The sequence below is a fragment of the Tepidisphaeraceae bacterium genome (assembly GCA_035998445.1).
Lineage (GTDB): Bacteria > Planctomycetota > Phycisphaerae > Tepidisphaerales > Tepidisphaeraceae > DASYHQ01.
The window spans coordinates 214,503-236,347 of the sequence record DASYHQ010000017.1 but is presented as its reverse complement, the minus strand read 5'-3'; the positions used below and the strand labels follow the sequence as shown (position 1 = coordinate 236,347).

Below are 21,845 nucleotides of genomic sequence, written 5' to 3'. Positions count from 1 at the left end.
TTTGCGTTATGAGGAACAGCGCCAAGGACGCCAAGGTTCCAAGAGCGCCAAGAAGAGCAAATTGAGAACGTAAGCTTGTCGGCACCGCGCGCTAGTTCAACTCACCTCTTCCGGCTTGGCGCTCTTGGCCCCTTGGCGTCCTTGGCGCGACATTCATCCTGAGAAAATCGATGGAAGTGCCTGGCCACGCGCTGGCGCGCCACCAGCCATGCATATGCCTTCACGTAGCATGGGCGCCAGAGCCCATGACCGTGGTAACGCCAGAAAGCTTTGTTGGATTCAAACCGCTCGATCAGCGCAGCACGCCACTAATAACGACGCTCGTTCTTTCCGCAATCATGGGCTCTGGCGTCCATGCTACGGGCGGAGCAGACCGATCGCGTCGCTAGCTCGGTGGCAGCGCGACTTGCGCCGGCGCGTTGATCGACCGCAAGCGGCGTTGCGGGCCGGATGCGCCCGCTTCCTTCGACAGCTGCATGCCACGGCTCATCGCGATCACGCCGGTGCGGGCCAGTTCCTTGATGCCGTAGGGCTTGGTGAGCTCGATGAATGCTTCAATCTTGCTCTCGGTGCCGGCCAGTTCGATCATCACGCTTTCCGGCGACACGTCGACCACCTTACCGCGGAACAGGTTGGCGATGTCCACCACTTCGCTGCGGCGTTCGGGGCCGACCGTGACGGTCACCAGCGCGCAGTCGCGCTCGATGTAGGCGCTGCCCGAGAAGTCGTGCACGTTCACCACCGGCACCAGCTTGGCCAGCTGCTTGCGGACCTGCGCCAGCGTGTTGTCGTCGGCGGTGACGACGATCGTCATCCGGCTGAACTCGGGGTTCTCGGTCCGGCCGACCACCAGCGAGTCGATGTTAAACCCACGGGCGGCAAACATCCCCGCAACGTTGGCCAGCACGCCGGGCTCGTTCAACACAAGGGCGGAAATCACGTGACGCATAACGGCAATCCTTCTCGCGAAAAGAGCGGCACAGTGTAAGCGTTTCACGCCCGGGGGCAAGGTGGCGGGGAAGGAGGGGAGCGGAATGACCAAGCCCCAATGCCAAACAAATGACCAAGTCCCAAATCCCAAGTGACGCATGTACTTGCGGCAGGACCGTCATCCTGAGAGGGTGCTAAACAGCACGACAGTGTCCGCTCCGGCCGTGGCATGGGCGTCTCGCCCATGCATATCAGCAGGGCAGGAGGCGCGATTTGTGCCACTGGCTTCGGCCGAGCCGGTACCAGCAAATGAAGCTGCTTGCCATAAATGCACGCATGGGCGAGACGCCCATGCCACGGTCTGGTACTCCAGACCGTGGCACCCAGATGCCGCGAGGCGAGGCGACGCGTCCGCAGGCCCAACTACCCAAACACCACCATCGCGTGGCCGCGTACCTCCGGCACCTGCAGCGTCGCCCGGCCGTCCTCGTAGCGGAAGTCGATCGAGTCGTTGTCCGGGGCGATGTAGACGCGCTTGGGGGCCTTGTCCAGCCGCAGCGAGATCGGCACGTCGTACAGCGGCACGATGTCCTCGACGATGTCCAGATCCTTCGTGCGGCGTTCGGGGGTGTACTGCAGCAGGTGGACGATCGTGCGGTTGCGTTGTCGCATGACGGTCGCCTCGGTGCTGGTGGGAGCGACGATCCGCAGCAGGGGGTCGGGAAGCAGGCGATCGATCAGGTTCTTCACGAGCAGGCGGTAGGGGTAGTTTCCGTGCTTGTTGAAGGCGCCGAAGATGTTGTAGCTGACGTACGCGCTGCTGTCGGTTACGACGGCGGCGGCGTCGCCACTGACGCGGTCGCCGGGGGTTTGATTGTGCGAGCAGAAGTGGTCCCACGCCCGCTCAAAGTAGGGCTGGACGACGGTCGCAACGGCCTTGCCACCGCTGGCGGCGCGCACGCGCAGGCCGCGGTCGTACATGACGTGGTCGGTCGGCGGCACGCCGTCGGACAGCTCGCGCCCGAATCGGATGTAGGTCGCCTTGTAGGGGGAGGGGCCGTTGGCCTTGATTCCCAGGAACGGCAGCAGCACCTCGGTGCCCTCTGCGTTCAGGCCGCTCGTGCCGCTGGCGAGCACCTTGCCGCCACCCTTCACGTAGGCGACGAGCTTCTTGGCGAGCGACGGGGTGACGTTGATGATGTCGGGCAGGACCAGCAGGTCGTAGCGTTGCCAGTCGCTGTGCTCGTCGACGACGTTGAACTGGTGCTTCAGCTGCGTCAGCAGGCGCGTCGCGCCCTCGTCGACGCCCTGGATGACGTTCATGTGTTCCTTGCCCGCCGGCGTCTGGAACAGGCCAATCTGGGTGACGGCCTCGGCGCCGTCGAGCCAGGGTTCGCGTTCCTCGACGCGCGCGTAGACCGCGCCGATCAGCTCGTACGCCGCGCGGTCGGTCGTGCCGCGCGGGTGCAGCTGGTCGCCGACGCTGCACTTGGCGCCGTGGGCCATCATCTGGCTCGTCTCGTACTCCAGCGCCGCGTACGGCTTGAGGCCGCCGAAGTCGGCCCAGCTCTTGTGGAAGCGGGCGGTCATGCCGAGGTATTCCTTGCCGAAGTTGCGGGCGAAGCGCACGTTCTTCGGGAAGTACATGTAGCCCCATCCACCGGTCGGCAGCGCCTCGATCTCGACCTGCCCCTGGTAGGCGATCTCCTCGGCCAGGTTGTGCAGCGGCCGGCCGTTGAAGTAGACGCCGGCATTCTTCGCCGACGCCTTCACCTGATCGTAGAACCGCTTCATGTACGCCATCGACACCTCGTGGGCGTGCCGGGCGCGGTCGGCCTCGACCTCCGGGTTCAGGTTCTTGCGACGCATCGCGTCGATCGCGAACTGCGTGGTGGTGGGCTGGTTCCAGCACATGTCGAAGAAGATGCCGTCGACCGGCTTGAACAGCCGCAGCACCTCGGCGGTCTGCTCGGCGAGGAATTCCTGGTACGGGGTGTTCATGTCTAAGATTTGCCACCCGGCACCGAAGACCTTGTTATCGACGCCGTGCGCCCACTTCACCTGTGAGCTGTCGGGGTTGCGCGCGACCCACTCCGGATGGGTGTTGGCCGCGTACTCGTCGCACTGCACGCTGATGTAGATCGGGGCGCGAATGCCCTCGCGGTGCAGCGCGTCCACCTGCTCGCCCAGCAGGTCCAGGCCCTTCTTCAGGCCCGGGTGGCGCTCGGGGCGCTTCGTGTTGTAGTAGAGGTGCCCGTGGTGGCACTTGGCGAAGACGGTCACGCTGTTGACGTGGGCCGCCTTCATCGTGCGCGCGAACTGCCGCGCGTCGAAGTCGGCGCCGACGTCGAGGATCTTCGGGCTCGTGTGGAAGTCGAGGTGGATCTGACGATAGGGGAGCGGCGATTGCTGGCGGGCCACGTTGGGTTCTCCGTTGATGCGTTGATGTAAGGACGGACGGTTATAGCGATGGCTAAAATATCTTGCTAGTCTGTGCGACCCGTAATCACGTGAACGACGTCCGATTTGCAGGCTGTCCTGGCGCGGCACACGCGTCATAATCGATAAACCTATGGCGAGGCGAAAGAACGGTAACGCGGCGGTGAAGTCGAGCGGTGGTCGCGGCGTGAAACCCCCCCACCCTGGTTCCACCCGCGCAGCAACGAACAACGGCGCGTCGGCCCTCCATCAGACCCCACCGGCGCAGCGCCCCGAAACCGCCGCGCCCGAGGTTCAGCCGCCAGCGCAACCCGCGCCCGTCGCAGCGGCGCAGACGCCTTCGCCTGAGTCGGTCAACGAACATCGTGCTGTCACCGAGCCCTCGTCCATTCCCACGCCCAATCCCGCGGTCGTCGACGTCGTTCCACCGATCGAATCCACCGCGGACGCTGCGCTGGCGGGTGGCGCGTCGGCGGGCCAACTGTCGCCCGGGGTCGAGGAGATGGTCGTCCCGCAGGATGAGGGGATCGAGGTCTCGTTCGCGGTCATTCCCGAAGCAGCGCCGCCGGCGCCCCCCGCGCCGGGCGATACGGCCATTAACCTGCCCGAATCCGAGGAGGCCGCCACCGCGTTCGACGAGCCCACCGAACCCGCCGCCGTCGAACCGCCGGCGCCGGTGCAACTGCCGCCGCTATTGTTCGAGGTGGCGTGGGAGGTTTGCTGGCAGCTGGGCGGCATCTACACGGTGCTTCGCAGCAAGGCGGTGGCGATGCAGAAGCGGTGGGGCGACCGGTACTGCCTCATCGGTCCCTACAACCCCCAGACCGCTGCATTCGAGTTTGAAGAGACACCGATCGACGCGCACCTGCAACCGGCCATCCAGGCGCTGCGCGACAGCGGCATCCCATGCCATTACGGGCGCTGGTTGATCGCCGGCCGGCCGCGCGTGTTGCTGATCGATTACCGCGCGCGGTACGCGTCGCTCGACATCGACAAGTTCGTGATGTGGAACGACCACGGCATCGGCACGCTGGCGGCCGACGGCGAGGTGAACGAGGTGATCGCGTTCGGCTTCGCGACGACCGAGTTCTTTCGCCACCTCAGCGCCGCGGGGTTGAACCGCCCGATCTTGGCCCACTTCCACGAATGGATGGGCGGCGTCGCGGTGCCGCGCATCGCGCACCTGCAGTTGCCGGTCGCCACGGTCTTCACGACGCACGCGACGCTGCTGGGCCGCTATTTGGCCAGCGACAACCCCGAATTCTACAACAACCTGCCCTACATCAACCCCGAGGCCGAGGCGCAGCGGTACGGCATCTACCCGCGCTACCAGATCGAGAAGGCCGCCGCCCACGCCAGCACGGTCTTCACGACCGTCAGCGAGGTGACGGACGTGGAAGCCGAGAAGCTGCTGGGCCGCAAGGCCGACGCCATCCTGCCCAACGGCCTCAACATCCAGCGCTTCGCCGCCCCGCACGAGTTCCAGCACTTGCACCGGCAGAACAAGGAGAAGATCCACGAGTTCGTCATGGGCCACTTCTTCCCCTCGGCCCCGTTCGACCTCGATCGCACGATCTACCTCTTCACCAGCGGGCGCTACGAGTATCGCAACAAGGGCTTCGATCTCTTCCTGGAATCGCTCTACCGCCTGAACCAGCGCTTGCGCGAGATGCCCGACCGGCCGACCGTGGTGGCGTTCATCGTCACCAAGGCGCAGGTGCGCAACATCAACGTCGGCGTGCTGCAGAACCAGTCGATGTTCGACGATCTGAAGAACTGGTGCGCCGAGCTCGAACGCCGCATGGGCCACCGGCTGTTCATGAACGCCGCCACCGGGCGCATCCCCAAGTACGAGGACTTGCTCAACGACGACTCGATCGTGCGCCTGAAGCAGTCGATCGCCGCGTGGCGCAGCGGGCGGTTGCCGCCCGTGGTCACGCACGACCTCGTCGATGACGTGAACGACCCGACCTTAAAGCACATTCGCCACCGCGGGCTGTTCAACGCGCCGGACGACCCGGTGAAGATAGTCTTCCACCCGCAGTTCGTCACCGCCACCAGCCCGCTGTTGAATTTGGACTACGAGAACTTCGTGCGCGGCTGTCACATGGGCGTCTTCCCGAGCTACTACGAACCCTGGGGCTACACGCCCATGGAGTGCATCGCGCTCGGCCTGCCCGCTGTCACGTCCGACCTCAGCGGCTTCGGGGCCTACACGCAGCGGCACCTGGAAAAGGGCAACAGCCGCGTGGGCGACAAGGGCATCTGCGTGCTGAACCGCCGGACCAAGAGCTTCGAGGAGACGACCGCCAACCTGGCCGACCATCTGTTCAACTTCTGCCAACTGAACCGCCGCCAGCGCATCGAACTGCGCAACGCCACCGAACGCCTCGGCGAACTGTTCGACTGGTCCGCCCTGGTCAGCCACTACCACGACGCCCACGAGATGGCCCTGCAACGCAAGGGTGTCGAGAAGCCGACGGGGGCGATCGAGGTAAGGTTCGCGTGAGGGGAAGGTGGAAGGCGGATGGTCTGCTCCGGTCCCTCTCCCGCATGCTCCGGGGGAGGCTAGGTGGGGGTGCCTTTTGAACCGTAGTGGGCCCACGAATGGGCACGAATCAGCACGAATGGGGACCGTAGTCGTTAGCACACCAGTTTGGATGCTCGTCATCCAGAGAGGGTGTTGAAGAACACCGCCGGGCTCGCTCTTCACGTAGCATGGGCGGCTCGCCCATGGCGTCGGTACGCCGACGCATCGGATGGTACCCCATCCGAGTCAGCAATCGCGCCAGCGAAGGAGCCGCTGAAAAGTCCGACGAGCAGATCGCTTGCGCTCTTTAGCTCGGACGGCGTACCGTCCGACACCGCGGGGTACCGCGGCTCCATGGGCGGGACGCCCATGCTACGGTCGGAGCCGACGCGAACTTGCTCCTAAACACCCTCTCAGGTCGCCAAGGCTCCCATCAGGATGACAGCTTGCGGTCCTGGCCGGTTTGGTCAATCACGTAATGCATCGACGTGCCGGAGTGATGCATCGATTCGTCACGTTGATGCACCAGATCGTCAATCCGGTGCATCGAAGTCACGATCCGATGCACCAGATCGTCACTTTGGTTTGAGTTATCCGCCATAGCGATCGGCCGACCCCTCGCTTAACGCGGAAGAATGCGGATTTGGTTATCCGGACGTGCGGGAGCGGACGTGGCTTTCGGGGTGCCACGGGCAGCTTGCCTGCCCGTGTGATTTAGAGCAGAGCGCATCTTGCTGTAGCGTTCGGGTGCCACGGTCTCGTACTCCAGGCCGTGTCTTCTCTACCCAAGAAAGACACGGCCTGGAGTACCAGACCGTGGCACCCAGAGAGCAAGCCGCTACACGAAAGGGTCCGTTGCTCTAGATGCATAGAAGGCCGGAAGACACGGGCGGGCAAGCCGCCGGTGGCACCCCGTGGCGTGGCGTCCCGCGCCCGATGTCATCCCGAAGGGAGCCTAAGGCGACCTGAGGGATCTCCCATTGGCTGAAACGTGTCCGTCTTTCGAGATCCCTCCGGTCGCCAAGGCTCCCATCGGGAGGACAGGTTGCGCTAGGGCGTCGATTCGCGTTCATTCTCGCTTATTCGTGTTCCTTCGTGCCCATTGGTGGGCCATCTGCCGCTCGAATTGCCCCCTCCCAACCTCCCCCGGAGCATGCGGGAGAGGGGCAGGAATGCTGGCTTGCCGTCTTCACTTCCGGCTTCCGCATTCCCACTTCCCCGTTCGCAACCGCCTTGGCGCTCCCGCCCGGTTCCCCCATAATTCCCCGCCCGGGCCGCTCGTTTCGGTGGCCGTGCTTGAACTGGAAGGAACGTAAGACAATGGCGATCAAACTCGGCGTTATCGGTTGTGGGGCAATTGCACAGCGGCGTCACCTGCCGGAGGCGATGGCTCATTCGGACGTGAAGATCATCGCGGTGGCCGACCCGAAGGCCGGGCGGGCCAAGGAGATCGGCGACAAGTTCGGGGCCGAGCAGGCGTTTGAGGACTGGCGCAAGGTGATCGACGCGGATGTGGACGCGGTCGCCGTCTGCACGCCCAACGCCGTCCACGCCGAGCAGACGCTGGCCGCGCTGGCGGCGGGCAAGCACGTGCTGGTGGAAAAGCCGATGGCGACCACGATCGCCGACGCCACCAAGATGGTGGAGGCGGCCGACAAGCACGGCAAGTTCCTCATGGTCGGCCAGAACCAGCGCCTGATGAGCGCCCACGTGAAGGCCAAGCAGGTGCTGGACCGCGGCGACCTCGGCCGCGTGCTGGCGTTCCGAACCGCCTTCAAGCACCCCGGCCCTGACGGCTGGAGCGTCGACGGCGCCGCCAGCTGGTTCTTCAAGCCCGAACTGGCCGTCATGGGCGTCACCGGTGACCTGGGCGTGCACAAGATCGACCTGATGCGCTGGATGCTCGGCCAGGAGATCACCGAGATTGGCGGGCAGATCGCGACGATCGACAAGGTCGACCCCGCCACCGGCAAGCTTATCGCGCTCGACGACAACGCCTTCCTGACCTGCCGCACGAGCGGCGGGGCGGTCGGCGCGATTTTGATCAGCTGGACGATGTACGGCAGCGGCTTCGAGGACAACTGGACCGTCATCTACTGCGAGAAGGGCGTCCTGTCGATCGGCAACACGCCGGGCTACGGCGTGGTCGTGAACTACAAGAACGGCAACCAGGAACTGCACAAGGTCGGCGAGATGGGCAGCAACACCCGCCAGGTCAGCAGCGGCATCATGAACATGTTCGCCAAGTCCATCACCACCAACACCCGCCCCCCGATCGACGGCCGCGAAGGGCTGGCCTCGGTGAAGGTCATCCTGACCGCCATGAAGGCTGCCAAGGAAGGGCGGACGCTGAAGGTGGAGTAAGACTGCGGTCCATCACGATTGCCTGTAGGGGCAGGCCTCCGGGCCTGCCCTTCTTCTTTGGTGCTCGCGACGAGCCGCGGTGGAGTGGACGGGCGGCTTCTTCACGTAGCATGGGCGTCTCGCCCATGACCTGAGTGAGGCCGGGAGATCCTCTCTGTGGCCGTCCGCCCGATCAGCACCGCTCGCCACGAATCGTGATGCTCATTTCAATCCACAGGCATGGGCGAGACGCCCATGCTACGTGCGGAGCGGGGATCAGATAGACCCGCTAGCGCATCTGGGCGTGACGCACGTTGTTGCCCACGGAGCCCGCCGCGACAGCGATTGTGACCGCGGTTCGTGCGTTCCAACGCGCGCGCGGTCGCCCTAGGATGCGTACCGCCACGTGAACAATGGCACGGGCGGCAAACAAGGAAGGTGCGCGTGCGGTTTGAGCTTTGGTACCTGATCGTCGGACTCGTGCTGACCGCGATCGCGCTGGGCGACTCGACGCTGCGCCGGCTGCCGTTGACGCAGACGATCCTGTTCCTGCTCGTGGGCCTGTTGCTCGGGCCGTGGATCGGGCTGGGCGCGATCGACATCGAACCGCTGGAGTGGTCGCACCTGCTCGAACGGCTGGCGGAGGTCGGGGTGATCGTCTCGCTGTTCGGGGCGGGCATGAAGTTCCGGTCGCCGCTGTGGTCGCGCGACTGGATCCTGCCGCTGGGCCTGGCGTCGCTGGCGATGGTGATGACCGTCGCGGGCATCGCGGCGATGGGATACTTCTTCCTGGGCCTGCCGATCGGCCCGGCCGTGCTGCTGGGGGCCGTGCTGGCGCCGACCGACCCCGTGTTGGCGTCCGAAGTGCAGATTGAGCACGCCGCCGACCGCGATCGCGTGCGGCTGGGCCTGACCGGTGAAGCGGGACTGAACGACGGCACGGCGTTCCCGTTCGTCATGCTGGGGCTGGGCCTGACCGGGCTGCACGAACTGGGCGCGTACGGGTGGAAATGGTTCACGATCGACCTCGTCTGGATGATCGCCGGTGGGCTGGCGATCGGGGGCATCCTGGGCACGCTCGTCGGTCATTTGATCCTGTACCTCCGCCGGCACCGGCAGGAATCGGTGGGGACCGACGACTACCTGGCGCTCGGCCTGCTGGCGTTGTCGTACGGCGTGGCGCTGGAACTGCACACCTACGGCTTCCTGGCCGCGTTCGCCGCCGGCGTGGCGATCCGGCGCGTGGAGGCGCGCGACGCGATCGGCACCCCGAACGAGCCGCCCGGCGAGGCCAATGTCCATCGCGCCGAAGGAGAGGAGACCTCCGCTGACGAGAAGATGCATATCGACCCCGCCGCCGCCCGCACCGGGCAGCCCGCGGCGACGGACCCGGAACAGGCCGCGCCGTTCATGGCGACGATGATGCTGTCGTTCGTCGAGAAGCTCGAGCGCGCCGCCGAGGTTGCGCTGGTGATCCTGCTCGGTGGCATGCTGACGCGCACGACGCTGTCGTGGCACGGGCTGTGGTTCATTCCCGCGGTGCTGCTGGTCCTGCGCCCGCTGGCGGTCTACGTCACCACCAGCCGCATGCCGATGCGCCCGTCGCAGCGGCGGTTGATCGCGTGGTTCGGCATTCGGGGGATCGGGTCGATCTACTACCTGATGTACGGGATCAACCACGGCCTGTCGCCCGACCACGCGACGCTGCTGACCGCGATCGTCTTCACGACCATCGCGGTGTCGATCACCGTTCACGGCATCTCGGTGACCCCCCTGATGACCCGCTACGACGACCGCCGCCAACGCCGCGCCGACGCCCGATCGAAGGCGGCGGAAGAGCGGGGCGTGTGAGCGGGGGCGACGCGATCGTCTTCTGTAGGACAGGCAGGAATGCCTGTCTCTCAGGGCGTCCCCTCTCCCCCCGTATTCTCTCTTCTGTGGCACAGTCATTCTTGCCTGTGTCTCTTCTCTTCTGTCTTCGGTGGGGCGGACATTCTTGTCTCTCTCTCTTTGCGTTGCGCTTACTCAAACGCAAAAGAGACGCGAAGTCGCGAAGGCGCGAAGCCGGACGCGAAGGAAGACGGAGAAGGTAGCGCGAACCGGTATCGCCGCGGCGGTCTGGGTAAGGCAACACGCGAATCCGTGCACCATTATGCAACATCGGGTGGTCGAATCAGTCGCTGGTGAGGCTCATCAGGTCCGCTATTCAGTTGTCAAAGAGCACGCTATCCATTTCTACGCTCGCGCTGCGCGATTGAGGTGGAATCAGCGCAACGCGCGGCGATTCTCCTCGCGGCTTCCTTCGCGCCATCGCGCCTTCGCGTTCTCTTCAGTCATACCACGCAGTAGCAGAGAGACAGACAAGAATGTCCGGCCCACCCAATGCAAAGACAGGAGACAGAAGAGACACAGGCAAGAATGCCTGTGCCACAGAAGATGGGAAGAAAGAATACGGGGGGAGAGGCGGACGCCCTGAGAGACAGGCAGGAATGCCTGTCCTACAGAAGAGGACGAAAAAGGGCAGGCACCAAGGCCTGCCCTTCATCTACCGGTTGCGCCGCGTTGAACCTCACACGACGCTCGCCACTGCAGTGGCGGTCTGCTTGGTCTCGGGCTTCTTGTCGGCGGTCTTGCCGTACGTGCGGGCGCGGGGGGTGACCAGGCTGGTGTCGACCGGCTCGTAGCTGATTTGGGCCGATCCGGTGGCCGGGTCGAACGTGGCGATGGTGGCCTTCAGGAACTCGCCGTCGAGGCGGTCGGGGAAGGCGGGCTTGAAGTGGGCGCCGCGGCTCTCGTTGCGCAGCAGCGCGCCCTTCAGCACCGCCTCGGCCTGCAAGATCATGTCGCGCGTGGCGCGGGCGAACGACAGGTTCTGGTTCGTCCACATGCCGGTGTCGGACAGCTTCACGCGCTCGTAGCGGGCCTTCCATTCCTGGCAGCGATCGAGCGTGGCCTGCAGCTTGTCGTTGTGGCGGACGACCGTGCAGTAGTCGGTCATCCACTTGCCCATCTCCTGCCAGAGCAGGTAGGGGTTCTCATCGCCGGTGCTGTTGATCAGCTTCGTTTGCCGGTCGTTCTCCTGCTGCACGACGGCGTCGTAGGTGCTTTGCGGCACGTCGGCGGCGGCGACCTTGGCGGCATCGGTAATGTAATTCTTGATGCAGCCCCCACCAAACAGGCCGTCGAAGATGCAACTCAGTAGGCTGTTGGCGCCAAGGCGGTTGGCCCCGTGGTAGGCGAACGATGCCTCGCCCATCGTGTAAAGGCCGGGGATGTTGGTCATCATGTTGGCCGGGTCGCCCGCCTTCAGGCCGCCGGTCTTCTCGTCCTTCTTGAAGCCCGCCCACATGCCGCCCATGCTGTAGTGGACGGCCGGGAAGATCTTCATCGGCTCGTCGAGCGGATCGGTGCCGACGAACTTCTCGTAGATCTCCAGGATGCCTTCCAACTTGCCGAGCACCTTCTCGCGGCCGATCTCGCGCACCTTGTCGCGCAGATCGAGGTAGACCATGTTGCCGCCGCCCACGCCCAGACCCTGCTGGCAGACCTCGAAGATCTCGCGGGTCGCGATGTCGCGCGGCACGATGTTGCCGTACTTGGGGTATCGCTCTTCCAGGAAGTAATAACGTTCGGCTTCGGGAATGCTGTTCGGCGGGCGGGTGTCCTGCGCCTTGCGCGGCACCCAGACACGCCCACCTTCGCCGCGGGCCGATTCGCTGATCAGGCGGCATTTGTCCTCACCCGGGATGGCGGTGGGGTGGACCTGGATCATCTCAGGGTTGCCGAGTTTGGCGCCGGCCTGGTAGCAGCGCGCCACCGCGCCGCCGGTACAGATGACCGACATCGTGCTCTTGCCGAAGACCAGCCCGTTGCCACCGGTGGCCATCACGACGGCATCGGCACGGAAGGCCTTGATCTGCATCGTGCGCATGTCCTGAGCCACGATGCCGACGCACTGGCCGTTCTCCAGCACCGGCCAGAGGAACTCCCAGAACTCGAACTTGTTGACCTTCTTTTCGCTCTCCCAGCGGCGCGTCTGCTCGTCCAGGGCGTACAGCAGCTGCTGGCCCGTGGTGGCGCCGGCGAAGAACGTGCGCTTGAACAGCGACCCGCCGAACAGGCGCAGGTCGCGCTGGCCCTCGGGCGTGCGGTTGAACGGAACGCCCATGCGGTCGAGCAGATCGATGATCTTCGGCGCCCAGCTGGTCATCTCCATGACCGGCGGCTGGTCGGCGAGGAAGTCGCCGCCAAGGGCGGTCTCGTCGAAGTGAATCCACTCGCTGTACCCTTGCTGACGCGCGATGTCGTTGCATGCGTTGATGCCGCCCTGCGCGCAGACGCTGTGCGAGCGCTTCACCGGCACCATCGAGAACAGATCGACCGCCACGCCGAGTTCCGCCAGCTTGATCGTGCAGGCCAGACCGGCGAGGCCGCCGCCGACGACGATGACGCGTTTTTTTGTGGGGAGTGCCATGGTGAAATTATATCCTTCGTCGGAATTAGCGAGGCAGCGTGCGCAGCCAGGCGCGGAAGTCGGTCAGTACGGTAGTGTCATCCTCTAACGGAATGCGTTCGAGAAACACGTTTAGCTCCGCGACGCGGATCATCGGTAGCGCGACGCTGTGTTCCACCCGGTCCCATACGCCGTCGACCAGCTTCCACGCGCTGAGCGTCGTGCGGTTGTCGAAATGCCACATCTCCGGCACGCCCAGCGACGCGTAGATCGACTCGCGATCAACGACGGCATGCGTGATGTCCACCTCGACGACGAGGTCGGGCGGCGGATGAATCGTCAGGTCCAGCCTGCGGACGTCGCGTACGGCGGCCTGATGCTGGATCCAAAAGCATTGGTCCGCCTCCAAGCCCTTCTCAATGGACCGCAACTGGAGCGTCGTGGAGCCGCGGCTACGCATCGCGACCTGAAACTCCATCGCGATCTCGCCGATCATGCGGCCGATGAACTCCTTGAACGCCTCGTGCTCGATGGATAGCGTCATGATCTCCAGCGTGCTCCCATCGAAGTTGACGCGCGTCGGCGCCTCGTCGTAATCGCGCAGGACCGACTCGTAGAAGTCCCAGGTCCGGTCGCGGAAGACGATGTGGTCGGCCTGATGACCGTGGAGGACTGGTATGTCGATTCGCATGACCGGGTGCCTCGTTTCTACCACATGATATTGCCCAGCATCTCGCGCTTGTCGATGATGAACTTGATGTGGTGGTCCAGGTGGTTCACGTAGCTCTTCAGTTGTTCGCCCAGCGTCACCACGCCGCGCTCGTTGTGGTTGGCCGTACGCTCGAACGCCTCGGCGGGCAGGCGGCGCAGGATGCGGGTGAACATCTTGCGGTTCAGGTCGAAGATGGCCAGCGCGTCGTCGACCGATTGCTCGGCCGGGTACAGGTGCTTGATGAACGCCGACTCGTCGTAGCCGATGAGCTGCGGCTTGTCTTGTGCGATCGTGCGCTTCATGCGTTCGGTGCCGATCAGGTCGCTGTCCATCATGTGGATGACGATCTCGTGGATCGACCACGTGCCCGGCAGCGGATAGGCTAGCAGGTCTTCGGGCGTCGCGCCCTTGATCGCGTTCCGCAGCTTTTCGCCGCCCACTTCGTAATCGTGAATCAGTTGATCGTAGGACATCGGCCGATCCTTCTGTGCTTTCAAAACGTGCGGGACGATTGCGTTCCAACTGCGTCTGGCGTCGTTCGCCGCTCGCGGTTTGCCCGTCCAGAATCGAATCGGCTAAACCGCAATCCGCAGGCGGCGCGTTGCGCCGAATGCCCCGCGCCTAGTGGTCCACTATCAGCAGGGTTGCCTCTGCGTCATCCATCGACATGCGTGCGCCGGACACCAGCGCCGCCATGCCGGCCAGCAGCGTGATCGCGAAGATGCCCACGCACGCCACGCCCCAACGGCGTTGCGCCTGGGCGCTGACGGTCAGGCCCCAGGTGATGGCGGCCGTCCAGAAGCCGTTGGCCAGGTGGAAGCAACTGGCCAGAATGCCGATCGGGTAGACCAGCCAGACGACCCACCAACCGGCATCAAAGTGCTGCACGACCGTCGGCAGTGCCCGGCCGGGCACAAACTTCAAATTGTCTCCAAAAAGACCGTATTTCAGCGACAAAACGTGAAATAACGCGAAGAACACGATCACGATGCCACTGATGCGCTGGGCGACGTACGCCCAGTTCTTGCCGTAGCGATAGCGCCCGGCGTTGGGCATGCCGGTGATGGCGATCCAGATGCCGTAGACCGTGTGGTAGATGATCGGCAGGTAGATGAACGTCCACTCGATCACCGGCAGGCCGGGCAGCTCGTGGATCTTGTTCACCTGGTTCTGGTAGACCTGCCCACCCTGGGCGATGGTGGCGTTGATCAGCAGGTGGACGACGAGGTACCCGCCGAAGACGAGGCCGGTCAGCGAGTGAAGGCGACGCAGCAGGAAGTGATTCCTGCCGCCAATTTCCGGAACGGTGTAGTCAGTAGCGGTGGCCGTCGACACGAATGAGATCCTTTGTTGAGAGCGCGGCCGATTATAGGGAGTCCGACGGGTCAGGTAAAAGGATTGAACCCTCCGGACGCGGCGGCGCGGTCATCTGGCGGAGCACATCGTCACCGCTGGTGAGGGCGTCCAGCGGCACCGATTGGTCGACCCTGTACGCACCGACCGCCGTCCGGCGCAGGGCGGAAAGGTAGCCACCCACGCCAAGATGCTGCCCGATGTCGCGCGCCAACGCCCGTACGTAGGTCCCCCGGCCACAGTGGACGTCGACCGTCGCGAAGGGCCACGCGTAGTCCAGCAGATCGATCGAATACACCCGCACGTGCCGCGGCTGCAGTTCCACCACCTCGCCGATGCGGGCCAGTTTGTACGCGGATCGACCACCCAGCTTCAGCGCGCTAAACGCCGGCGGCTGTTGCAGGACGTTGCCCACGAACGACGGCAGCGCCGCCTCCACCGCGGCTCGACTGATCGGCTCGTTCACCGGTTGAGCGATCTCCTCGCTCGTCGGGTCGAGCGTTGGCGTCGTGGCGCCGAGCTTGATCGTGGCCACGTACCGCTTCGGTTGACCCATCAGCGCCTCGCACTGCTTCGTCCCCCGGCCGACCAAAATCAGCAGCACCCCAGTTGCGAACGGGTCGAGCGTGCCGGCGTGGCCGACCTTGTACTTCTTGCCGAGCAGCCACTTCACGCGGCCCACGGCGGCGGCGCTGCTGAGGCGCTGCGGTTTATCTACATTCAGGATGCCGTTGACAGTTGCGTCCATCGCAGACTCATTCTATGGTGCGAACCGACAAAACGCAGTCGCGCACGCACCCCAAGGGGATCCTTCAACATGGTTTGGAACAAAGCGTCGATTATTCAAACGCTCCGCAAGTTGCACAAGCAGGGCGTCGACCTGTCGTACAACCGCCTGGCCAAACGCCAGCAGGCGATCGTGTCGGCGTCGGCGTACCACTTCGGGTCCTACCGCCGGGCGGTCGAGAAGGCCGGGCTGGACTACGCCGAGATCATCCGCCGGCCGCGCTGGACTCGGCAGGCGATCATCACGCAGATCAAGAAGGGCAAGCGCGACGGGCACGACCTGAACTGGTCCAGCATCACCAAGCGTCGCGACGAACTGGGCAAGGCGGCGTTCGCTTCGCTTCAGCCGCGCCTGTTCGGCAGCTGGGACCGCGCGCTGCACGCCGCGGGGCTGGATGCCGACGAGGTCAACCGCTACCGCAAGTGGGACAAGAACACGATCGTCTTCGAGCTGAAGGCCCGCGGGCGCGATGGACAGGCCCTTAACAGCGGCGCGTTGCAAACGGAAGATCCCGGCCTGCACGCCGCCGCCGTCCGACACTTTGGTGACTACGATAAGGCGCTGCGCGGCGCGAAGGTCGACCCCGACGCCGTCCGCCGGCGTCGCACGTGGACGAAGGCTGAGGTGACGGCCGCCCTGCGGTCCATGAAGCGCGCCGGCACGCACGTCTCCGACTCGGTCGTGCGCACCGAGAACAGCGCCCTCTACGGCGCCTGCGTCCGCCTGTTCGGCTCGTTCACCAGCGCCCGCGACGCCGCGGGGGTGAAGGTGGTGAAGAAGACCGCCAAGCGTGTTGTGAAGGCGCCCGCCAAACGCCCCAAGTCGGAACCCAAGCGGGCTCGCAAGTCCAAGCGGTGATGCCAAGCGGAATATCGCTCCGGCCGTGGCATGGGCATCTCGCCCATGCATGTAGTGGGGGCCGAAGATAGAGTTGGGAACGAATAGCTCAGTCGAAGCAAACTGCCACTAAAAGGACTTCCCATTCCAATCCACAGGCATGGGCGAGACGCCCATGCCATGGCCGAGGCGGCCGCAGCCGAGAGTACGTACGCTCGCCGCGACGTCCATCTCGCGCCATCGCCCGCGCAGATAGACATTCCCCCGCGGTCGCCGGATGATGCGCCGATGGATCATCCGCTGACGCGCTTCCTGCTTTCGATTGCACTCACCGCGCTTGTCTTAGGTTCGCTGGCCGCTTGGCTGACCCTCGTGCCACGCCTTGGTACGACCGGCCGATCGGTCGCCGACCGGTTCGCCAAGGCGCCGCTGCTCGATCTTGTGGTCGCAACCTTCACCTGGCTGCCGTGGGTGGCCTGCGGCATCGCGTTCGGTTGGCTGGGCATGCTCGGCAGCATCGTCGGGCAGGCGATCGTGCTGGCGGGCTGGTGCTTTGCTCACGAGATGATGCACCGCGAGGCCGCCAAGGGGCCGCGCATCGTGAAGTTCATCAACCGCACGGTGGGGCGGGGGCGCAACCACATCGCACTCTGGGTCACGCTGATCGCGCTGCCGGCGTTCTGGTTTATCCGCATCGCAGAATTTGCGATCTATTGGACGCTGCCGGCGCTGCTGGGCTTCCCGAAGTACAAGCAGAGCGAGTGGATCAACGTCTCGCGGCAAAAGTTCGAGGGGCTGGTGGGGCACGACCTCATTTGGTGCCTGTACTGCGACTGGATGACCGGCGTTTACTCGCTGGGGGCCGAGATGCTGCGCAACGTCGAGTCGTTCTGGTGCCCCATTCGCTTCTACGACGGCAAGAAGTGCGACAACTGCAAGACCGACTTCCCCGACATCACCGGCGGCTGGGTGCCCGCCACCGGCACCATGACCGACGTCGTCGCGACGATGGAGAAACAGTACGGCGACGGCAACCGATCGTGGTTCGGCCACCGCACGCGGCTGACGGTGAAGGGGAAGCCCGTCGAGTAGCTTCGGCGCCCAAACGCGGATCGTGTGCCACCGGCGGCTTGTCCGCCCGTGTCTTGCTTTATAACGATGTCACCGGCGATCAACCCGCCCGTGGCACCACGTTCCAAATAAAGCTACCGCTGCCGGCTTCCCCAGCGGTACGCGACCGCGGCCACCGCCAGCGCGACGGCGACGCCGCCAGCCATCAGCAGGGCCACGTGCGACTCGCCGCCCGGCACGCCTTCGTGCGAGTGGCCACTGTGCGCCGCCGCATATTGCGCACTGGCTAAGACGAACGCGGGCACGACCGAGAGCCTTCGGAGTTTCATCAATTTCATCCTGATCCAAGTTAGAGCGTGTGACCGTATCCCAGGCAATGCGTCACGTTACCGGACGAAAGCATCACTTTGCCCCGGGAAGATTCCATTTTACCCGAGGAAAGTGTCGTCTTACCCGAGGAAGATTCCATTTTACCCGAGGAAAGTGTCGTCTTACCCGAGGAAGATTCCATTTTACCCGGGGAAAGTTTCGTTTTACCCGAGGAAGATTCCATTTTACCCGGGGAAAGTTTCGTTTTACCCGGGGAAGATTCCATTTGACCCGGGGAAAGTTTCGTTTTACCCGGGGAAGATTCCGTTTGACCCGAGGAAAGTTTCGCCTTCCCCGAGGAAGATTCCGTTTGACCCGAGGAAAGTGTCGCCTTCCCCGCACAACGTATCACACGCTCCGCGGCGAACGAACGGTACGAGAGCGAGGGGGCGACGGGGGCGGATCGCGAGGCAGACCGACCAGTGCGGTTTCTATCGGACCCCGGCCCGTTTCGCCGTCTCGGTGGGTCGCACCCGCGCGGCTATCCGTCAGATCGTCGCTGCTACGGTTACGGTTTTTCCCGTTCGGCGCGCCTTCAACAGGTCCATCCAAGCGTCGACGCCCGCGCCGGTCTTGGCCGACAGTTCGAGCACGGGCAGGCCCGGCCGCACGCTGTCGATGGACGCCAGGGCCGCGGCCCGGTCGAATCCGACGGCGTCCGCGATATCGCACTTGGTGATGATGGCCATGTCCGACGTGTTGAAGATCGTCGGGTACTTCAGCGGCTTGTCTTCCCCCTCGGTGGTGCTCAGCAGCACGACGCGCAGGTCTTCGCCCAAATCGTAGCTGGCCGGGCAGACGAGGTTGCCGACGTTCTCGACGAACAGGAAGTCCAGATCTTCCAGCGCCCATCCCGCCGCCGCGGTGGCCTGTTCGACCATTTCCGCTTCCAGATGGCAAACCGTGCCCGTGACGATCTGCCGCACAGGCGCGCCGCTCTCGGCCAGCCGGTTGGCGTCGTTCTGCGTCGCCAGATCGCCCACCAGCGCCGCCACCTTATAGCTTCCAACCAGCCGGAGAAGCGTCTCGCGCAAGAACGTCGTCTTGCCCGACCCCGGCGATGAAACAAGGCTGACGACGAACACGCCCGCCGCCGCGTAGCGCTCGCGCAACTGCCGGGCCAGCACGTCGTTCTTCTTCAACACCTGCTGGCGCACCTGCACGATTCGGGGGGAGTTAACGATCGTCATCGATCACCTCTACGCTCACGACTTCCAATTCCCGCCCGCGAACCACGTCGGCCGCAGGGGCATCGCACACGGGGCAGCGCATCCGCTGAATGCTGGGCAGCGCCCGCTCCTGATTACACGGCTGGCAGAAGATGACCGGCGCGACCTCTTCGATCTGCAAGCTTGACCCCGCCAACCGCGTGCCGGCCGTGGCCGCATCGTACGCGAACCGCATCGCCTGCGGCACCACGCCCGACAACGGCCCAATCCGCAGCAGCACGCTGTTCACCTTGATCGGCCCGCTGTCGGCCAACTGCAACTCGACGAGTTCCACCAGTTCCTGTGCCACGGAAAGTTCGTGCATGCCGACCGCGGATTAGAGCACACGGGAGGGCGGGCGTCATATATACTGAGTTGGATTCAGCAACAGGGACGGCAGAGCGTTGGACTCCGAGAAAGGGGGAGCCGGTGAACGAAACGAAACCTGCTGGGCGAGTGATGACGCGGCCGTTCGTGCTGGCACTGCTCGTGATCGTTTCACTGACGAGCGTGAAGGCATGGCAAAATGTCAAGGTGGCGCAGCTGCCAGCGTTGCACCGAAAGGCAAGCAACGACGCGGCGAAGGCGTCCAGCGACATGCTCGACAACTTCGCCCGCGGGGAGCGGGGGCGTATGTCCTTGACCGAAGTTCAGCGGGTGTTCCCGCAGTATGTGTTTAAGATCCGCCCGCCGGTCGCAATCGAATCGAAGGACGGTCAAACGTTCATGAAGGAGGAGGGGTTCGTTGAAGATCCTCGCTCGGGAGCGATAATCTCAGTTTCCTTTCTCGACGGACGCGTCTCCGGATACGGCACCCTCCAGTTCGTCCGAAACTGGCCTGCGCCGCCGGCACACTTCGACCTTGTGGAGGACGTCCGGCAGCGAACGATGTATACCGCGGCCACACTATGGTTCGCAGGCGTATTTCTCGCGGCGGTATTCTGGCATCGGCTGCGTCCGATCCCTTCGGTCAGCGGCCTGCTCATCATCGCGATCGTGTGGTCCGCTGCGGGATTGCTGACGCCCGACGCGTTCGTGAATTGGTCTCACTTCTGGATGCGCCTGGAGTTTTGGATCTGGGCTGTCGCTGCAACGGTCGTAACGCTGTTCTGGTTGCGGCACCTGCTTCGCAAGCCACGTGATTTTACGCGTTGTCTGCAGTGCAACTACGACCTCACCGGCAACCTCAGTGGCATCTGCCCTGAATGCGGCACGGCCGTGCCACCCGCGCCGCCCGATGCGTTGACTGTGGAACTCGCGGCATTAGACGCCGCTGCCAAGCGTCACATGATCGAGTCATCGCCAGCCCCAAAATTAACTTCCCCCACACCCGATTTTCATTGAACTAAAACCGCGTTTCCGTCATAATATTCCTGTCAAAGCCACCCCGACTCGCAATGGCGGGTGTCGTCGCGAATGTCGCGATGCACACCGTAGCGAGACGCGGTGGTTTCTTCGTTTTATCAGCCGGCCTTGTTTTGGCCGGTGACGGAACGCGGGAAACCACCGAAGTTGTCTTGTTCCCGTTGCGAGACGTTTGAACCGTCTCGGCACACAAAGGAGTTGGCCCATGAATCAGGAAAACAGCTACCTCAACGTTACGCCCCTCAAGGCGCAGCACACCGGTTCCGAAGCGAAGAAGCACTTCTTCTCGCTCGGCGAAATTCAGCACATCGACGTGACGAAGAACCCGGCCATCGCCAACGTCGTCGAGCAGATGGCCAACATGGCCTTCAGCGCCCGCGACCTCAACCGCGCCGCCGACATCTACGACCGCATGCTGAAGGAAAACGACTGCGGCATCATCCTCACGCTCGCCGGGTCGCTGATCTCGGCCGGGCTGAAGAAGGTGATCGTCGACATGGTCAAGAACAACATGGTCGACGCCATCGTCAGCACCGGCGCCAACATCGTCGACCAGGACTTCTTCGAGGCCCTCGGCTTCAAGCACTACATCGCTGAGGAGAAGCTCAAGAGCGGCCTGTTCGACAACGAGCTGCGCGAGCACGCGATCGACCGCATCTACGACACGCTCATCGACGAGGAAGAGCTGCGCCTCTGCGACGAGGCCACCCAGAAGGCCTTCGACGAGATGGAAGCCGGCCCGCACAGCAGCCGCGAGTTCATCCGGCAGCTCGGCAAGCACCTGGACGACAACGGCGGGCCCAAGTGCGCCGACAGCATCATCTACGAGTGCTACAAGCGGCAGATCCCGATCTTCTGCCCGGCGTTCAGCGACTGCTCGGCTGGGTTCGGCTTGGTCTACCACGCCGTCAACCGCGGCTACGACAGCGCCCGCACCGCCACCTGGGACGGCGGCAAGGACTTTTACGAACTGACCCAGCTGAAGATCAAGAACCCCAACACGGGCATCTTCATGATCGGCGGCGGCGTGCCGAAGAACTTCACCCAGGACATCGTGGTGTGCGCCGAGGTGCTCGGCCACGACGCCCCGATGCACAAGTACGCCATCCAGGTCACCATCGCCGACGTTCGCGATGGCGCCCTCTCCAGCAGCACCCTGAAGGAAGCGAGCAGCTGGGGCAAGGTCAGCACCGCCTACGAACAGATGGTCTTCAGCGAGGCCACGCTGGCCGTCCCCATGATCGTCGGCTACGCCTACCACAAGGGCAGCTGGAAGACGCGTACGGCTAAGAAGTGGAACGAGCTGCTCGAGACGGCGACGGCCACCGCGTAGGGCGACGGTCGTTTGTTCATATTTGAATTGATAAGCCCTGCCGACGGAAACGTCGGCAGGGCTTTTTTGTAGGGTCCGGTCAAATTAAGTCGTTTTCCGCGAGCGCATCTGTCCA

17 protein-coding genes are annotated in these 21,845 nt (G+C 64.1%); 7 read left to right on the top strand and 10 right to left on the bottom strand.

Annotated features, from left to right (window positions below; translation table 11 throughout):
* Positions 1-385: 385 nt before the first annotated feature.
* Complete coding sequence (ilvN, locus tag VGN72_06445) at positions 386-949, bottom strand: acetolactate synthase small subunit (GenBank protein ID HEV7298989.1); 564 nt, start codon at positions 947-949, stop codon at positions 386-388.
* Positions 950-1,353: 404 nt separating this feature from the next.
* Entirely contained in the window at positions 1,354-3,351 is a 1,998-nt protein-coding gene (locus tag VGN72_06440) for an alpha-amylase family protein (protein ID HEV7298988.1), read from the bottom strand.
* 151 nt (positions 3,352-3,502) lie between these two features.
* Between VGN72_06440 and VGN72_06435 the strand changes: the two genes are divergently transcribed.
* From VGN72_06435 to VGN72_06425, 3 genes are all read left to right on the top strand, one after another.
* Positions 3,503-5,878, top strand: coding sequence for a glycosyltransferase (locus VGN72_06435; protein ID HEV7298987.1), 2,376 nt, complete (start codon positions 3,503-3,505; stop codon positions 5,876-5,878).
* A 1,341-nt stretch (positions 5,879-7,219) separates the two neighbouring features.
* Positions 7,220-8,263 carry a Gfo/Idh/MocA family oxidoreductase gene (locus tag VGN72_06430; protein HEV7298986.1) on the top strand — a complete coding sequence of 348 codons (1,044 nt, stop codon included), beginning with the start codon at positions 7,220-7,222 and terminating at the stop codon, positions 8,261-8,263.
* A 423-nt stretch (positions 8,264-8,686) separates the two neighbouring features.
* Positions 8,687-10,093, top strand: coding sequence for a cation:proton antiporter (locus tag VGN72_06425; GenBank protein ID HEV7298985.1), 1,407 nt, complete (start codon positions 8,687-8,689; stop codon positions 10,091-10,093).
* Between the two features lie 718 nt (positions 10,094-10,811).
* Here VGN72_06425 and sdhA read toward each other — a convergent pair.
* The 5 genes from sdhA to truB form a co-directional block, all read right to left on the bottom strand.
* Positions 10,812-12,716: a succinate dehydrogenase flavoprotein subunit gene (gene sdhA, locus VGN72_06420; protein HEV7298984.1), complete on the bottom strand. Its 1,905-nt coding sequence runs from the start codon at positions 12,714-12,716 to the stop codon at positions 10,812-10,814.
* A 25-nt stretch (positions 12,717-12,741) separates the two neighbouring features.
* Positions 12,742-13,386 (bottom strand): Uma2 family endonuclease, encoded by a 645-nt coding sequence (locus VGN72_06415; protein HEV7298983.1) that lies wholly within the window; start codon positions 13,384-13,386, stop codon positions 12,742-12,744.
* Between the two features lie 17 nt (positions 13,387-13,403).
* Entirely contained in the window at positions 13,404-13,880 is a 477-nt protein-coding gene (locus VGN72_06410) for a DinB family protein (GenBank protein ID HEV7298982.1), read from the bottom strand.
* Between the two features lie 148 nt (positions 13,881-14,028).
* On the bottom strand, positions 14,029-14,742 hold the full coding sequence (locus tag VGN72_06405) for a hypothetical protein (protein ID HEV7298981.1): 714 nt from the start codon (positions 14,740-14,742) through the stop codon (positions 14,029-14,031).
* 31 nt (positions 14,743-14,773) lie between these two features.
* On the bottom strand, positions 14,774-15,508 hold the full coding sequence (gene truB / locus VGN72_06400) for a tRNA pseudouridine(55) synthase TruB (protein ID HEV7298980.1): 735 nt from the start codon (positions 15,506-15,508) through the stop codon (positions 14,774-14,776).
* A 69-nt stretch (positions 15,509-15,577) separates the two neighbouring features.
* Between truB and VGN72_06395 the strand changes: the two genes are divergently transcribed.
* A complete protein-coding gene (locus tag VGN72_06395; protein HEV7298979.1) occupies positions 15,578-16,405 on the top strand; it encodes a hypothetical protein in 828 nt (275 codons plus the stop codon).
* A gap of 267 nt (positions 16,406-16,672) precedes the next feature.
* A complete protein-coding gene (locus tag VGN72_06390) occupies positions 16,673-17,476 on the top strand; it encodes a hypothetical protein (protein HEV7298978.1) in 804 nt (267 codons plus the stop codon).
* 113 nt (positions 17,477-17,589) lie between these two features.
* Here the strand turns inward: VGN72_06390 and VGN72_06385 are convergent, their stop codons facing one another.
* From VGN72_06385 to VGN72_06375, 3 genes are all read right to left on the bottom strand, one after another.
* Positions 17,590-17,784: a hypothetical protein gene (locus VGN72_06385; GenBank protein ID HEV7298977.1), complete on the bottom strand. Its 195-nt coding sequence runs from the start codon at positions 17,782-17,784 to the stop codon at positions 17,590-17,592.
* Positions 17,785-18,312: 528 nt separating this feature from the next.
* Complete coding sequence (gene hypB / locus VGN72_06380; protein HEV7298976.1) at positions 18,313-19,014, bottom strand: hydrogenase nickel incorporation protein HypB; 702 nt, start codon at positions 19,012-19,014, stop codon at positions 18,313-18,315.
* Positions 19,001-19,357, bottom strand: coding sequence for a hydrogenase maturation nickel metallochaperone HypA (locus tag VGN72_06375; GenBank protein ID HEV7298975.1), 357 nt, complete (start codon positions 19,355-19,357; stop codon positions 19,001-19,003). The genes hypB and VGN72_06375 overlap by 14 nt, the downstream gene beginning before the upstream one ends.
* 149 nt (positions 19,358-19,506) lie before the next feature.
* Between VGN72_06375 and VGN72_06370 the strand changes: the two genes are divergently transcribed.
* Both VGN72_06370 and VGN72_06365 read left to right on the top strand, forming a co-directional pair.
* Positions 19,507-20,376 carry a hypothetical protein gene (locus VGN72_06370; protein HEV7298974.1) on the top strand — a complete coding sequence of 290 codons (870 nt, stop codon included), beginning with the start codon at positions 19,507-19,509 and terminating at the stop codon, positions 20,374-20,376.
* Positions 20,377-20,602: 226 nt separating this feature from the next.
* Positions 20,603-21,730, top strand: coding sequence for a deoxyhypusine synthase (locus VGN72_06365; GenBank protein HEV7298973.1), 1,128 nt, complete (start codon positions 20,603-20,605; stop codon positions 21,728-21,730).
* The last annotated feature ends 115 nt before the right edge of the window (positions 21,731-21,845 follow it).